The following is a 13,693-nucleotide window of genomic DNA, read 5'->3' on the forward strand; positions in this document are numbered from 1 at the left end:
TGTCTGCCTGGACGAAGGCACCGCTGCTGACAGGTGTGCCGGCCGCCGCCGCGGAAGCTGGCCCCCTCGCCGCGGCGCGGAGGACGGCGGTACGTCAGTTCGTCGGACGCATGGCCCTGGTGACCACACTGGCGGTGGTGGACACCTGGCGCGCGGAGCTGTCGCGGACGGCGGAGGGACGGTCCTTCCTCGCGGTGCATGACCTGGCGCTGCTCGCACTGGCCGCGCGGGACATTTCCAGGCTCATCGACTCGGGCATATGGCGCGAGCTGGCGTACCGGGGTGGGCTGGTGCTGAGTCCGTCTGGCGCCCGGGCCTCCGCGGGACTGCGCGAGTCCGTGGAGTCCATACAGGCCCTGGCCAGGACGTTGGAGCGGACGCTCGCCGAGGGCAAGGCCGTTGCGACACCGGACGGACTGCGGCTTTCCCTTCCTGGCGGCGCCGAGTCCTTCAAGCAGGCCTTCTTCGCCATGCGGGGGGAAATGGCCGCCGCACGGGCCCTCGGCGGCATTCGCGGCGCGGGGCTTGCTGCCCAGGAGGCCGAGAAGACGCTGGAAGCGTTGAAGCTGCTGGCGGCGGAGAGCCCGGAAATGGCGCTCGCCTACGGTGCGGTGGCGAGGCGTGCGGCGGCGCTGCCGGCCGACAAGGCCCAGGCCTATCTCACCGCCGTGGACAAGCTGCGTGCCTCCACGCGCGGTGCGGTGAAGCCGGCGCTCGCCGAGTTGCTGCGGCACTCAGGAGCACGGAGCCTGAAGGACCCGCTTGCCTTCCTGAAGGAGGCCGAGTGGCTCGTCAGTCATCCGGAACTGGAGGCCGAGGCAGTGGCTACACTCGCGAGGAAGGCCTGCAGGAATAAAGTGGACCTGAGTTGGCTGCGCTCCACATCGCTGACCCTGGAGGATCTCAACGCCATGGGCAGGAACAAGATGACGCCTTGGAAAGACTTCCAGCGGGCGGCGGCGGAACTGGGGAACTTGAAGCTGCAGCGGTCGGTGCGCGAGCAACTCCGAGGCCTCGCGACGGAGATGCTGACAGAGGACAACGCGCGTAAGCTCTTCCCCGGCTTCCAGTTGACTGGGCGGCAGGTGAAAATGGAAGGAGGGCACATCATCGACGACGTGCTGACGGCCATGAGGGGGCCCAAGCTTCAACATGGGGTGGAAGTCAAGGGTTGGAACGAAAACCGGTGGCGCAACGCGCTCGACACCTGGCTGGCCAGACAACGCGGTACCAAGCTCAGCGAGCAGCAGGAGGCGCTAATAAAGCAACTCCAGCGCCTGCTCGATCAACTCGCGGATGCGGCGAAGGCACCTCGAGGAAAACCGTTTCTCGTCAGCACAGACAAGCTGAGTGGGCCGACCAGGGAGAAGCTGCTCAAGTTCCTAGACAGGAACGCACCAGACGTGGTGCTCATACACATGGAGGAGGCGAAGATCTTGGACAAAACGAAACAGTTGCGCGCGGCACTGAATCTACCGGAGAACTTGTCCGGAGGTGCGCCATGAGCCGGCGGCCTCTCTGGGCGGTTCTGGCTCCAGGCGAACCCGCATGGCTGGAGCGCCGCGCCCGGGCCATCGCGATGACGGAAGAGGACGAAGAGGACGGCAAGGAGCAGCCCTTCGAGCTCATCCCGGGCAGTGGCCGTTACCATGCCATCGTAGGGACGGACCCCATCGACATTGGTGCCGAGACGCAAATCGCCGAGGCCCTGTCGCTCGAATGTGATGAGCCCGTGTACTCGATCAATGTTGCCAACGACCCGTGGCTAGTCATGTCGTGGCGAAACGGTGCACTCGATGTTCTGGAGGATGCGGATCCAGACAGCTTGGCGGAGTCTCTCGGATGTCCGCTGCCAGGCAACGAGAGTTCTTCGGACTCGCCCGCGAGGAAGCCGCTGCGGACCGTCGCGTTGATAGAAGGAGTCCGAGCAGAGGAGGCGCACCGCGTGCTGGAGGAAGCTGCTGGCGAGCCACTCGCCTCACGGCACTATCGCTTGGAGGACACGCCACGAGGGCTCCGGATCTCCAGCGGCACAGGCGACATAGGCATCGCTGACATGACTGTGTCAGAACGGTTTCCGCATGTAACTGTGTATGGGGTAACTGCCTCGCCACGCCTTGACAGGTTCTTCGTCACCGTGATGCGAGCCGGAGAGAGCATTGAACGGTTCACGCAACCTCTCCGTCCGGATCCGTGCGTGCCAACTGCTGGCGACATCAAGGGCGAGCGCGCGCCCGAGCGAATTCTGGCGGCGCTGGGCATTCCAGCGGGGTGGTTCCGGAATGAGTGACGGGTGCCGGCGTAGCCAGACCTCTTTCCTTCCACAACGGCGTCGAACCTCGCGCACCATGGCCGGCGCATGGCGGGCGAGTTCTTCCGGATGCTCACCTTCTGAAATCGGCGGCCAGGGTTCACATCCCGCCTCCAGGAACACGCATGACACTGAGTCGATCGCCGGATGCGCCTCCCTTTCTTCTCGGCGCCTACATCGTCGAGGAGCGCGTCCAGGACTGGAGCCAGTTTCCCTTCCATCTGCCGTATGTGAAGGAGCTCGACCTGACGCTCGAAGGACCCGTCACCCTGTTCGTCGGGGAGAACGGCTCCGGCAAGTCCACCCTGCTGAGCGCGCTCGCGGAGCTGGCGGGTCTGCCCGGAGGGGGTGGAAGCAGGAACGAGCTGCCCGATTCCGAGCGCCGTGCGTCGCTGCTCGCCGCCGCCCTTCGCCCCAAGTTCAGGGTCCGGCCCCGGGATGGTTTCTTCTTCCGCGCGGAGAGTCTCCTGGACTTCGCCCGCATCCTGGACAAGCGCAAGGAGGATCCGGACTTCATGGGCGACCCCTATGCGCGGTACGGAGGAAAGTCCCTTCGGGAGCGCTCACATGGCGAGGGCGTCTCCGCCGTGTTCGGCGCGAAGCGGCAGGGCGGGCTCTTCTTCTTCGATGAGCCCGAGTCGGCCCTCTCCCCCATGCGTCAGTTGGAGCTCGTGAAGGCGATCGAGGAGTCCGCTCGGGCCGGCAACTGGCAATTCGTCATCGCTACCCACTCCCCCATCATCATGTCCATTCCCCGAGCGCGCCTGCTCGACTTCGACCGCCCGGGTCTCCCGCCGATCCAGCCACAGGAGACGAAGCACTGGGCCGCCTTCAAGCGCGTCCTCTGCGGGGAGTAAGGAGCCTGGAACATGCGCGCCTACGCCTATCTCGCCATCGCCATCCTGGCCGAGGTCCAAGAGCTCCGCCCACTGAGCGTCACAGGCTCGCCAGCATCGCCACCAACAGCGCCGCGCCCACCAGGCCGATGATCGCCCCGAAGGCCAGCTGGCTCCACTGCTCCCGCTTCAACGCCGTGTCCTCCGGCGAGTCCCGGAAGCCGTGCAGCGCGTTCCAGAGCATGTGCGGCCCCAGCCGCTTGTTCGTGCCATGGCGGTCACGGCGCGCGAGCTCGTCCTCCGGATTCGGCGACCCCTCCAGGTCCGTCCGGCCCTTCAGGCCCGGCACCGGAGGCTGCACCACCCCCTGCGGAGCGGTGTTCGTCTGGAGCGCCAACGGTGCGAGCTGCTCCTTCTGATCGAATCCCGCCTGCTCCTGCTTCGGCTGCTGCACCGGACGCTCGGCCGCGGACTCGAACGCGTGGGCCTTCTGCTCCGGGGTGGCGGGGTGCTCCACCGCCGGATGCTCCAGGGGCGCCGTGTGCTGCTCCACGGGGATGGAGACCTCCGAGGGGAGCGTCTCCGGGCGGGGCTCGATGCGGACGTCGGCGAGCTTCCGCTTCAGCTCCTCCGGGGTCTGGGCCTTCAGCAGCTCGAGGGCCACCTCCACGCCGTCGCGGCCCGTGTTCACGTCGTACAGGCCGGAGAAGCCGTGCTCGGTGAGCACCTCGCGGAAGCGCTCACGCCCCGCCTGACTCTGGCCCGCCGGATCCCTCGCGTTCGCCTCGGCATAGGCGAGGAAGAAGGCCCAGAGGCGCGCGGCCCGCTCGCCGGGCGGCAGCCGCGAGGGCCGCAGCTCCGCGCCCAGGAAGCGCAGCTCCTCGCTGAAATGGTGCGCGAGCGACTCCTGCCCGATGGACTCGGAGAACGCCGGCAGCAGGTCCTCCAGCGGCTTCACGTCCCCGGTGGTCTCCGCACCTTCGGGCGTGGACACGGGCACCGGGATGGCTTCGGCCCCCTGGCGCGGAATCTCGACGGGGCGCCGCTCGGGGAGCCGGGGCCGCTCGCTCGTCCTGCGCGAGGCGGGATTCTCGAAACGGTTCCCGGGTTCGGCCCCCTCCTGGGTCCGCGTGCGCAGCCGGGGCCTCTCTCCAGTACCGAGCTGGGGCCGCTCACCCGTCCCGAGCCGGGGCCGCTCGCCGGTGGAACGGGGACGCTCCTGGCCTTCGGGGCCCTCGAAACGGCCCGCGGACCTGTCGTCGCGAACCCTGTTGGAGCGCGCCTCGCCCCGGTTCTCCAGGCCGTCCTCGGTGAAGTTCCAGATGCCCGTCGGCTTCGGCTCCTTCGCCTCGCTCGGGCGGGGAACCTCCACCTGCGTGGGCGCGCGGCCGATGCGCGTCCGCTCCTCGGGCATGCCACCCGCCCCGGGAGCCCCTGCCTCCGCCGGAAAGCGGCCGATGCGCGTCCGCTCCTCACGAGCCCCCCTGGCACCCGGGCCCCGGTCTCCATGACCCGGAACGCCGCCATCGGCGGAACGGCCCGGCCCTCCGCCCTCGGAGGAACGGCCCGGGGACGGACCGACGAAGGGTCCGGCACCGCCCTTGATGTTTCCGGTGTGGCTCACCCCTGGATTGTCGTCCGGGCAGCGGACAAGTTGCCAGGGGCCTCCCGGACTACTCTGTTTCCCGCTCCACCTTCACCGCGGACGTCATTCCGTTGGCGTCCAGGGTCACGCTGAAGACGGACACCTGGCCGTCCCCATCCAGGTCCCCCCGCGCGTAGCAGGTGACCTCCGCCTCGCCCAGCGGCGTCTCCTGCACCACCACCTGGTACTGGTAGTGAACGCGCTCGCCGGGGCTGAAGCCGATCTTCTTCAGGTTCTCGTCCGGCTCGAAGCGCACGGCCCTCCCGCCTCGCGGCACCTCGCGCGGCACCGGCCCCCCCGTCAGGAAGACGCCGTGCTCGTCCCGGTAGGACTGCACGTCGCCACAGAGGCGCAGCACGTTGACGCGCGCCTCGTTGGCGAGGGACGGCTCCCCCACACCCCCTCCACCGCGAAGGAGGCGGAAGACGAACAAGGCATTGACGAAGCCCGACACGACGGCCAACACCAGCACCACCTTCACCAGCCACCTCCGACGGCCCCGGCGCGGCGCTTCAGGAACGGAGCTCTCCACGATGCACCCTCCTGCCTACCGGGAACCGGCCCAGTCGCGCGGGTTGCGGAGCACCTCCACCAGCCGCGCCTCCTCGGTGCCGGGCGCCGGGTGGTAGTCGTAGCGCCAGCGCACCTGCGGCGGCAGCGACATGAGGATGGACTCGGTGCGCCCCTTCGTCTCCAGGCCGAAGGTCGTGCCCCGGTCCCACACCAGGTTGAACTCCACGTAGCGCCCGCGCCGCACCTCCTGCCAGAAGCGCTGCGCCTCCGTGTACGGCAGGTCCTTGCGCCGCTCGGCGATGGGCAGGTACGCGGGGAGGAAGGCCCGGCCGGCGTCGCGCACCAGCTCGAACTCGCGCTCCAGGTCGCCGCCGAGGTTCTCGAAGAAGATGCCGCCCACGCCGCGCGCCTCCTCGCGGTGGCGCAGGTGGAAGTACTTGTCGCACGTCTCCTTGAAGCGCGGGTAGTACGCCGGATCGTTCCGGTCGCACGCCTCCTTGTGCACCCGGTGGAAGTGCACCGCGTCCTCGTCATAGAGGTAGTACGGCGTCAGGTCCGCCCCGCCTCCAAACCACGCCTTCCCGCCCTGGTGGATGAAGCGGTAGTTGGCGTGCACGGTGGGCACATGCGGGTTGCGCGGGTGGAGCACCAGGGAGATACCCCCGGCCCAGAAGGTGCGGCCCTCGCCCTGCAGCTTCCTGGCGAAGGCCTCCTCCAGCTCGCCGAACACCACCGAGGTGCTCACCCCGCCCTTCTCCAGCACCGCCCCGTCCTCCAGCACGCGGCTGCGCCCACCGCCACCGCCCGGCCGCGTCCACGGGTCCTCCCGGAACCGCGCCTTCCCATCGAGCTGCTCCAGCGCGCCGCAGATGTCGTCCTGCAGCCCGTGGATGAACTCCACCATCCGCTCCTTCAGCTTCTCCACGTCCACCGTCATGGGTTCTCCTGGGTCGCCACCGGCGCCTCGAACTGCAGGTTGGGCACCGCGGGCGCGGTATTACCCGCCGCGTCGAAGACCTCCAACTTCGCGCGATAACTCCTTCCGTCCTCCAGCGCGAAGGCCCCGCTGCACGCCTGGTGCCCCACCAGCGCCACCCCGTCGTGCAGCGAGGTGAAGTAGTGCTGGGGCGCCATGTCCTGGCCCCGGCGCCAGAGCGTCACCACCACATAGGACGGACTGTCCTCGCGCAGGCTCATGCGCAGCTTGACGAAGCGCTCCGTGCCCTGGCGGGTGCGGCGGAAGAGGCCCTCGCTGACGGCGGGGCGCTCGACCCAGCGCGGGCGCGCCACGTCCTGGCCCCGGCCGCTGTGCCACTCGGGCAGCGTCGTCCCCGTCCCGTTGAGCACCTTCGCCCCGGGCAGCACGTCGTCCAGGCGCAGCGTGTAGACGAGGCCCGGCTTGAGCGAGCCCGAGGGCCTCAACACCACGGTGGAGCGCCCGAGGGTGCTCGTCCAACCGCGCTGGACGCGCACCTCCACCTCGTGGCCATGCGCCTGCAGCCGCAGGACACGGCCCGGGAGCTCGGCCACCTTCGCGCTGAAGGTGCCCAGCCCCTCCAGCAGGAAACGGGTGTTGGTGGGAACCACCGCGCCGGGCATGGGGAACACCTGCACGCCATCCGACGGACAGTCGGCATGTGCGGCCGGAGCGGACAGCATCAGGACGAGGAGCAGGACGACGGAGCGCACGAGACCCCCGAGTCTGCGCTGACCCGGCCCCGGAGGCCAGCATCCGGACGCGAACTCCGGGGGGCCCGTCCACCAGGACACCCGGGCCATGACGCGGCCCGCCGTGAGGAGGCCAACGCGGGGGGGCGGAAACGCGTGGCCAACCCAAACGTCACCGAGTCTTCGCTTGGCCGCGGGGTGGGCAGCCAGCCACCCTGCGCACCCCCCATTTCCCTCTACCCGGGAGAACGCCCCATGAATCGTCTGCGCCTGTCCCTGCTGCTCCTGAGCTCGCTCGCCGCCGCGTGCGGTGGCCCCCCCGAGGAGCTCGAGTCCGAGTCCGGGCTCGCCACGCGCGAGGATGCCGTCACCGTCCCCGCCCGGGGCACCGCCACCACGCTCGACTTCGGCAACTGGAACCTCGAGTGGTTCGGCTCCACCTCCAACGGCCCCACCAACGAGTCGCTGCAGCTGTCCAACGCGCGCGACGTCATCACCGGCGCCGACCTGGACATCTGGGGCCTGCAGGAGGTGGTGAGCGCCACCAGCTTCAACAGCCTCGTCTCCCAGCTGCCCGGCTACGCGGGCGTGCTCGCCAACGCCTCCACCGTGACGAGCGGCAGCACCTGGTACAGCTCCAGCGAGCAGAAGGTGGGCATCGTCTACAAGACGAGCGTCGCCTCGGTGGTGAGCGCCCGCATCATCCTCACCTCCAATGACTATGACTTCGCCGGCCGGCCGCCGCTCGAGGTGAAGCTGCGCGTGAGCCTCAACGGCCGCACCGAGGACATCGTCGTCATCGTCCTGCACGCCAAGGCCTTCAACGACTCGACGAGCTGGCAGCGCCGCGCCAACGCCTCGGCGGCCCTCAAGACCTACCTGGACAGCACGTACCCCACCACCAAGGTGATGGTGTTCGGCGACTGGAACGACGACGTGGACACCTCCATCACCTCGGGCAAGGCGTCCCCGTACAAGAACTTCGTGGACGACTCGCTCGACTACACCTTCCCCACCAAGGCGCTCTCGGACGCGCGCATCTCCACCACCGCCAGCTACCCGGACGCCATCGACCACCAGCTCGTCACCAACGAGCTCCAGGCGCTCTACGTCTCGGGCTCGGTGCAGGCCTACCGGGTGGACTCGTACATCTCCAACTACAGCAGCACCACGAGCGACCACTTCCCCGTGCTCTCGCGCTACACGTGGTGAGCGGCCGTTGACGCACCAGGACTCCCACCCGTGTCTCCACGGGTGGGAGCACCCTTCAGTGCCGGCCCTCCTCGGAGAGGACGATGGGGCCGAAGCGCTCCTCGTACCGGGCGACCCCGTCCTGGAGGACGCCCAGCAGCCGCTTGAGGTGCTTGGGGTTGAGGATGACGCGCGAGCGCACCTTGGCGCGCGGCGGGTGGGGCTGGTGGGGCTGGACGTAGATGAAGTCCAGGGTGAACTCCGTCTCCGTGTGATTGACGAGCGCCATGTTCACGTATTGGCCGTTGGCCACATCGTCATCGATTTGGAGCTGCAGGGAGAGATCGGGGGGCTTGGGAGTATCCGACATGGGAGGGGGGCATACCGCCAGAAGCGCACGGTGACTAGACTGAGTCATGGTGCGAGCACAGCGGATGGACCCGGAGAAGACGGCGCCGTTCGAGCTGGGGCGGGGAGAGGACGCCTGCCTCCTGCTGCACGGCTTCACGGGGAGCCCCTGGGACGTGCGCCCGCTGGGCGAGGCGCTGGCGGCACGAGGCCTGTACGTCCGGGCGCCCCTGTTGCCGGGCCATGGCACCACCCCCGAGGCCCTGCTGAGCGTGAGCCATCGCGACTGGGAGGGGGCCGCGGCCCAGGCGCTGCTGTCCCTGCGTGGCTACCGGCGCATCTTCGTCGCGGGTCTGTCCATGGGGGCGCTGCTGTCGCTGCGGCTCGCGGCGGACTACCCGGAGCAGGTGCACGGACTGGCGCTCGTCGCTCCGGCGCTGCGCTTCAAGGGTCCGCACCTGTGGCTGCTCAAGCGGCTGCGGCTCCACGGGCTGCTCGAGCGGGTGAAGCCGTGGGTCTTCAAGACGGGCACGGATGTCTCGGATCCAGAGGTGCTGGCCGAGGCGCCCATCCTCCCCGCGTTCCCCTCGGCGCGGCTGCGGGACCTGTGGGAGTTGCAGGACATCGCGATGAGTGTCCTGCCCCGGGTGCGCTGCCCCACGCTGGTGGCGGTGGCCGAGCAGGACCACGTGGTGGACCCCACGTGCGGCCCGGTGCTGGTGCGCGGCCTCACCGCCTCGCCCCAGGTGCGCTTCATCTCGCTGAGCACGGGTTTCCACATCATGCCCCGGGACAAGGGCGGGCCGCTGCTCGCCTCGGAGGTGGGGAGCTTCTTCGACAGGCTCCGGGAGACTACGCCCGCGCGCCCAGCGGCAGCGACACCGTGAAGGTGGAGCCCTCCGTCCGGCACGCGCTGAAGCGCAGTGCGGCCAACACGGGGGCGGGGAAGCAGGTTCTTCGCTGCTCGGCCATGCTCCGGGTGATACGTCCAGGGAGATGATGGCGGCGCTGGAGGAGTTCGCATGACGACTTCGTCGAAGAAAGGCACGAGCGCGAAGTCCGCGGAACGACCCGGGAAAGGCCCGCCCCTGCCCATTTCTGGCGAGCACTTCAAGCTCGTTCCCCATGGTGCGGCCCTGACCGTCGTCAAGGTCTCGGCCGGGGCGCACGAGGATTCCTCCGGCGATGTTCTCACCCGCTCCCAACTCGAGCAGTGGCTGTGGCACAACTCCATCCCGACTGTGCCGGGCCCGGCCCTCTCGGGCTACCTCTCCAGCCTGCACGCCCTGCCCGCCTTCGAGCGGAATGCTCCGGGCCCCTTCTCCCGGGACCCGGGCACCACCGCGCTCTCCCGGAGCGACTGGCGCGGCAACCTCGGCGAGCTCTCGGCCCGGTATGGGGGAATGCTTCCCCAGCAGGACCTCAATGCCGTGCGCCCCAACCATCCCATCTTCGATCTGCGTGACAGCCGGGGCCGTCTCAATTCGGTGAAGACGAGCGTGCGCGCGGCGGACAGCCGGGGAGACCCGTTCGAGACCTACCTGCGGGGGCTGCGGGATATTGTCGGCCTGCGTCCCAGCACCTGGGAGCGGGCGCGAGCGGCCCTCTATCCCCGGCTGCCGGCGGACGAGGGCCACGCCCTGATGCTGCGCAACGGGTACCTCTCGGTGAACGAGGAGCATGTCGAGCCGTTCCGGGCCGTGTTGCGCGACCCCAACACCTACCGCAAGCAGTCCTACCGGGAGGTGGCGGACAAGCTGTTGGAGGCGGAGCCGGTGCGCATCGGCGGGACGGTGTACCGCGCATACCAGAACCTGGAGAACACCCGCCGGAGCACCGGGACGCCACCCGAGGTGAGCCGACAAGCGGAGGCCGCGCTCGCATCCCTGCGGGAGAGGCTGGCCAGCCGCGTCGTGGGCAACGGCATGACCTCCCCTCATCTCGTCCAACTGGAGCGCTTCCGCCAGCAGGTGGCCACCGCCAATCCCCACATGACGCCCGCCCAGGTCAACCGCTGGGTCTTTCCCGAGCTCCTCCTGGTGGCGCGACATGGGGGTGGGGTGCGTGGAAACACCGTGGCTTCCAGTATCGCGGGGGGGCGCGGCGCGGCAGGGGGGGCGGTGGTATCCCTGATTTGTGAGGGCATCCACCTCCACTATGAGCCACAACCGGACAAGGAGCAGAGGTACAGCAGGGCCGCGGTTGCTGGGGGTACATCAGGTCTGGTGGGGGGAGCGACCCAGAATCTCGTCACGGCCAACGCGGGCAGCGGCTTGTCACGCAATCTGATTGCGCGGGGAGCGAACATCCGAGTGGCGGCGGGAACGGGCCGAGCCATGGGTGGATTCGCGGGAGGCGCTCTGGCCGCCCCGGTCTTCACGATGACCGCGCTCGCGCTCGACGATGAAGAGCACAGCGGTACGGACTACGCCGCGATGGGGACGCGAGCCTTTGTCGCTGGCGGTTTGAGCTCGGCCATCGCGGCGGGGGTTGTTGGCGCCCTCTGGGGCTCGGAGGTTCCCCTGTTGGGAAACGCCGTGGGCTTCATCATCGGCTTTGGCGGGTATTATCTGGTGGATGCGCTGACCGGCGAACAGGTGGAGCAGGGCGTGCGCCGCGGCCTGGACGGCCCAACGCCGAGAGGACGGTGACGTGTGAAAACCACCCGGAAGAACCCCCTCCCGCTGTGGTTGCTGGGTGTGCGCGTATGGGCCGGTGCTTTCCTCGCCCTCTCGGTTCTCGAGTACTACCAGAGCACCCACCAGCAAGGGCATTCAGGAAGAATCGAGTGGCGGGCTGTTGCTCTGCTGGCAGGCGCGGTAGCGGGATTGGTGGTGATGATCGTGGAGCGCATCCGGGCGGAGCCGACGCCCGAGGAGCGGGCGGTGTTCTGGGCCATCTTCCATTCGCCACCGGGAACCATCGGCGCGGTGGTGGTGACGCGCAATGGGAAGCCCGAGGTCATCGCGACCGTGCGCAGCACGGAGGAATACCTGAAGCTGGCGGGCTCGGGCCAACTGCCCCCGGACCATCGCGTCTTCCTGCCCGAGGACATCGTCTGAGGGCCGTGCGCTTCAAGGGTTGTAGAACCGGAGCCACCGTCCTGGCTCCACCCCCGAGGCTTGGCGCCCTCTGGGGCTCGGAGGTTCCCCTGCTGGGCAACGCCGTGGGCTTCATCATCGGCCTTGGCGGGTATTATCTGGTGGACGCGCTGACTGGCGAGCAGGTGGAGCAGGGCGTGCGCCGCGGCCTGGACGGCCCAACGCCGAGAGGACGGTGAGGCGTGAGGAAGATGGCCCACAAAAAACCCACCCCGCTGTGGCTGATTGGGCTGGGGGTATGGGCCATGTTCTTCGTGGCCTTTACGGGCTACTGGGTCTACGAGGGCCACCGCTGAGGGCTTGCCGGGGAAGTAGACTGGGCAGGCTGGGGCTTGATGGCGCTCGGCCCGGCGGGATTGGTGGTGATGCTCGTGCAGCGCGTCCGCGCGGAGCCGACGCCCGAGGAGCGGGCCGCGTTCTGGGCGCTCCTGGCGGCGGAACCGGGAACGATTGGCGCGATCGTGGTGAAGAAGAAGGGGAAACCCGAGGTCATCGCGACCGTGCGCAGCGTGGAGGAGTACTGGATGCTCAATCGAAGAACCTCATCCTGACAGGTCGAGCACCTGGCTTCTTCGACAGGCTCCGGGAGACTACGCCCGCGCCCCCAGCGGCAGCGACACCGTGAAGGTGGAGCCCGCTCCCAGCCGGCTCTCCACGGAGATGTCTCCTCCGTGCGCCTGGACGATCTCCCGCGTGATGTAGAGCCCCAGGCCCAGGCCACTGGCCTCACTGGCGCTGATGGCCCGCTCGAAACGTTCGAAGATGCGCGCGCGGTCCTCGTCGCGCAGCCCGACGCCCTGGTCCTTCACGGACAGGTACACCCGCCCCCCATCCGCCGCCAGGTCGACTCGCACCGGCCTGCCCGCGCCGTACTTGAGCGCATTGGTCAGCAGGTTGATGAGCACCTGCTCCAGCCGGCTCCGGTCCCAATACCCCATCACCCGCGACCCCGGAGCGACGTCGAGCCGCACGCCCATCTGCGTGAACTCTCCCGAGACGCGGTCCACCACGTCGTCGACGAGCTCGCGCAACTCCATGTGCTCCAGCTCGAGCGTCATCTTGTTCGCGTGGATGCGCGAGACATCGAGCAGATCGGACACCAGGCGTGATAACCGGCGCAGTTGCCGGTCCGTGCGATCGACGATGCTGCTCACCTTCTCGCGCGTGAGGGACGCTCCGTCTCCCCGGGCCAGGGTGCGCGTGAGGGACTGCACCTGGAGCTTGAGCGACGTCAGCGGCGTGTTGAGATCGTGGCTGGCCACCGAGAGGAACTCGTCCCGGGCCTGGACGGCCCGCTCCAGCTTGCGCTCGGCGCTGCGGAAGCGCTGGAGCTGTTGAATCATCCAGTCCACGCGCTGCTCGGTGGAGCCCTGGCCCAGCACCATGGCGGGCGTCTCGTAATAGAGGTTGGGGCACACTTGGTTGCCGAGGATGGCGACGGGATGGGTGCGCAGCACGTCGCGGATGATGTCCGCGGCGAAGCGCTTGCGGTTGTACTGGCAGATGGCCGTGACGCGGCTGCCCGGGAAGAACTCGCTCAGGAGGGACTCGTACTCGATGAGCCGGTCACACCCGCACTCCTGGCCGAGGGCCCACGTCATCTCGGCCGTCACGCGGAAGCCCGTGCGGCCTGCGGCGGCCGCCTCCCGCACGGGCACATCCAGGAAGGCGATCATCGCCTGCGGATTGAAGGCACCGGAGGCCAGATAGGCCTCGCGCTTGGTGGCGAAGACGAACTGGCCCGAGCGCACGTGCGCGTCGATGTCCACTCCGTAGGCGATGAAGGCCTGCCGGACCTCGTCGAGAGCACGGTCGTCGATGACGTACAGGCAGGCCTCATTCCGCGCCAGGCCCTCGGCCATGTACGGAATCACCGCATCCCACTGTTCCTCGGCGTTTTCGTAGACGAGGCACAGGTGGTCACCGTGGCCCATGCGCTGAAGCTCTCGCTGAATCTCCATAGGCTCTGGTGTCCCTTCGATCGCTCTGCTGAATGAGGAGCAGGTGTAAGTGTTTCGGGGACAAAGGAGACAAACCCTGGACGCGAGGCATTCCAGCCGACCGGGGGCAAGGCCGAGGC

The 13,693-nt window shown here is 68.6% G+C and carries 15 protein-coding genes; 9 read left to right on the plus strand and 6 right to left on the minus strand.

The window, feature by feature from the left end; translation table 11 throughout:
• From AC16DP_RS03395 to AC16DP_RS03405, 3 genes are all read left to right on the plus strand, one after another.
• On the plus strand, nt 1-1,505 hold a 1,505-nt coding region (locus tag AC16DP_RS03395; protein ID WP_483956625.1), incomplete at its 5' end, for a hypothetical protein.
• Nucleotides 1,502-2,290: a hypothetical protein gene (locus tag AC16DP_RS03400; RefSeq protein ID WP_329733390.1), complete on the plus strand. Its 789-nt coding sequence runs from the start codon at nt 1,502-1,504 to the stop codon at nt 2,288-2,290. The genes AC16DP_RS03395 and AC16DP_RS03400, both read left to right, overlap by 4 nt.
• 146 nt (nt 2,291-2,436) lie before the next feature.
• Nucleotides 2,437-3,168: an AAA family ATPase gene (locus AC16DP_RS03405; RefSeq protein ID WP_329733391.1), complete on the plus strand. Its 732-nt coding sequence runs from the start codon at nt 2,437-2,439 to the stop codon at nt 3,166-3,168.
• A 79-nt stretch (nt 3,169-3,247) separates the two neighbouring features.
• Here AC16DP_RS03405 and AC16DP_RS03410 read toward each other — a convergent pair whose 3' ends face one another.
• Genes AC16DP_RS03410 through AC16DP_RS03425 form a run of 4 tightly spaced genes read right to left on the minus strand, consistent with a single transcriptional unit; the run spans nt 3,248 to nt 6,994 of the window.
• Nucleotides 3,248-4,771, minus strand: coding sequence for a hypothetical protein (locus tag AC16DP_RS03410; RefSeq protein ID WP_329733392.1), 1,524 nt, complete (start codon nt 4,769-4,771; stop codon nt 3,248-3,250).
• Nucleotides 4,772-4,820: 49 nt separating this feature from the next.
• The gene (locus AC16DP_RS03415; protein ID WP_329733393.1) at nt 4,821-5,324 is read right to left on the minus strand and encodes a hypothetical protein; all 504 of its coding nucleotides are present in this window, start codon (nt 5,322-5,324) and stop codon (nt 4,821-4,823) included.
• A 15-nt stretch (nt 5,325-5,339) separates the two neighbouring features.
• Complete coding sequence (gene hemF, locus AC16DP_RS03420) at nt 5,340-6,242, minus strand: oxygen-dependent coproporphyrinogen oxidase (RefSeq protein ID WP_329733394.1); 903 nt, start codon at nt 6,240-6,242, stop codon at nt 5,340-5,342.
• Entirely contained in the window at nt 6,239-6,994 is a 756-nt protein-coding gene (locus AC16DP_RS03425; RefSeq protein ID WP_329733395.1) for a hypothetical protein, read from the minus strand. The genes hemF and AC16DP_RS03425 overlap by 4 nt, the downstream gene beginning before the upstream one ends.
• 234 nt (nt 6,995-7,228) lie before the next feature.
• Between AC16DP_RS03425 and AC16DP_RS03430 the strand changes: the two genes are divergently transcribed.
• Nucleotides 7,229-8,185 (plus strand): endonuclease/exonuclease/phosphatase family protein, encoded by a 957-nt coding sequence (locus AC16DP_RS03430; protein WP_329733396.1) that lies wholly within the window; start codon nt 7,229-7,231, stop codon nt 8,183-8,185.
• A gap of 55 nt (nt 8,186-8,240) precedes the next feature.
• On the opposite strand, the gene AC16DP_RS03435 is transcribed toward AC16DP_RS03430, so the two are convergent.
• Nucleotides 8,241-8,534: a DUF3467 domain-containing protein gene (locus tag AC16DP_RS03435; RefSeq protein WP_329733397.1), complete on the minus strand. Its 294-nt coding sequence runs from the start codon at nt 8,532-8,534 to the stop codon at nt 8,241-8,243.
• A gap of 64 nt (nt 8,535-8,598) precedes the next feature.
• On the opposite strand from AC16DP_RS03435, the gene AC16DP_RS03440 reads away from it, so the two are divergent.
• The 5 genes from AC16DP_RS03440 to AC16DP_RS03460 all read left to right on the plus strand — a co-directional run bounded on the left by AC16DP_RS03440 (nt 8,599) and on the right by AC16DP_RS03460 (nt 12,164).
• Nucleotides 8,599-9,399 (plus strand): alpha/beta hydrolase, encoded by an 801-nt coding sequence (locus AC16DP_RS03440; RefSeq protein ID WP_329733452.1) that lies wholly within the window; start codon nt 8,599-8,601, stop codon nt 9,397-9,399.
• A 135-nt stretch (nt 9,400-9,534) separates the two neighbouring features.
• Nucleotides 9,535-11,163: a hypothetical protein gene (locus AC16DP_RS03445; protein WP_329733398.1), complete on the plus strand. Its 1,629-nt coding sequence runs from the start codon at nt 9,535-9,537 to the stop codon at nt 11,161-11,163.
• A gap of 3 nt (nt 11,164-11,166) precedes the next feature.
• On the plus strand, nt 11,167-11,574 hold the full coding sequence (locus AC16DP_RS03450; protein ID WP_329733399.1) for a hypothetical protein: 408 nt from the start codon (nt 11,167-11,169) through the stop codon (nt 11,572-11,574).
• 5 nt (nt 11,575-11,579) lie between these two features.
• The gene (locus tag AC16DP_RS03455) at nt 11,580-11,792 is read left to right on the plus strand and encodes a hypothetical protein (RefSeq protein ID WP_329733400.1); all 213 of its coding nucleotides are present in this window, start codon (nt 11,580-11,582) and stop codon (nt 11,790-11,792) included.
• Between the two features lie 153 nt (nt 11,793-11,945).
• Nucleotides 11,946-12,164, plus strand: coding sequence for a hypothetical protein (locus AC16DP_RS03460; RefSeq protein WP_329733401.1), 219 nt, complete (start codon nt 11,946-11,948; stop codon nt 12,162-12,164).
• A gap of 39 nt (nt 12,165-12,203) precedes the next feature.
• Here AC16DP_RS03460 and AC16DP_RS03465 read toward each other — a convergent pair whose 3' ends face one another.
• A complete protein-coding gene (locus AC16DP_RS03465; RefSeq protein ID WP_483956626.1) occupies nt 12,204-13,574 on the minus strand; it encodes an MEDS domain-containing protein in 1,371 nt (456 codons plus the stop codon).
• Between the last annotated feature and the right edge of the window lie 119 nt (nt 13,575-13,693).

This window comes from Archangium sp., from assembly GCF_057119385.1.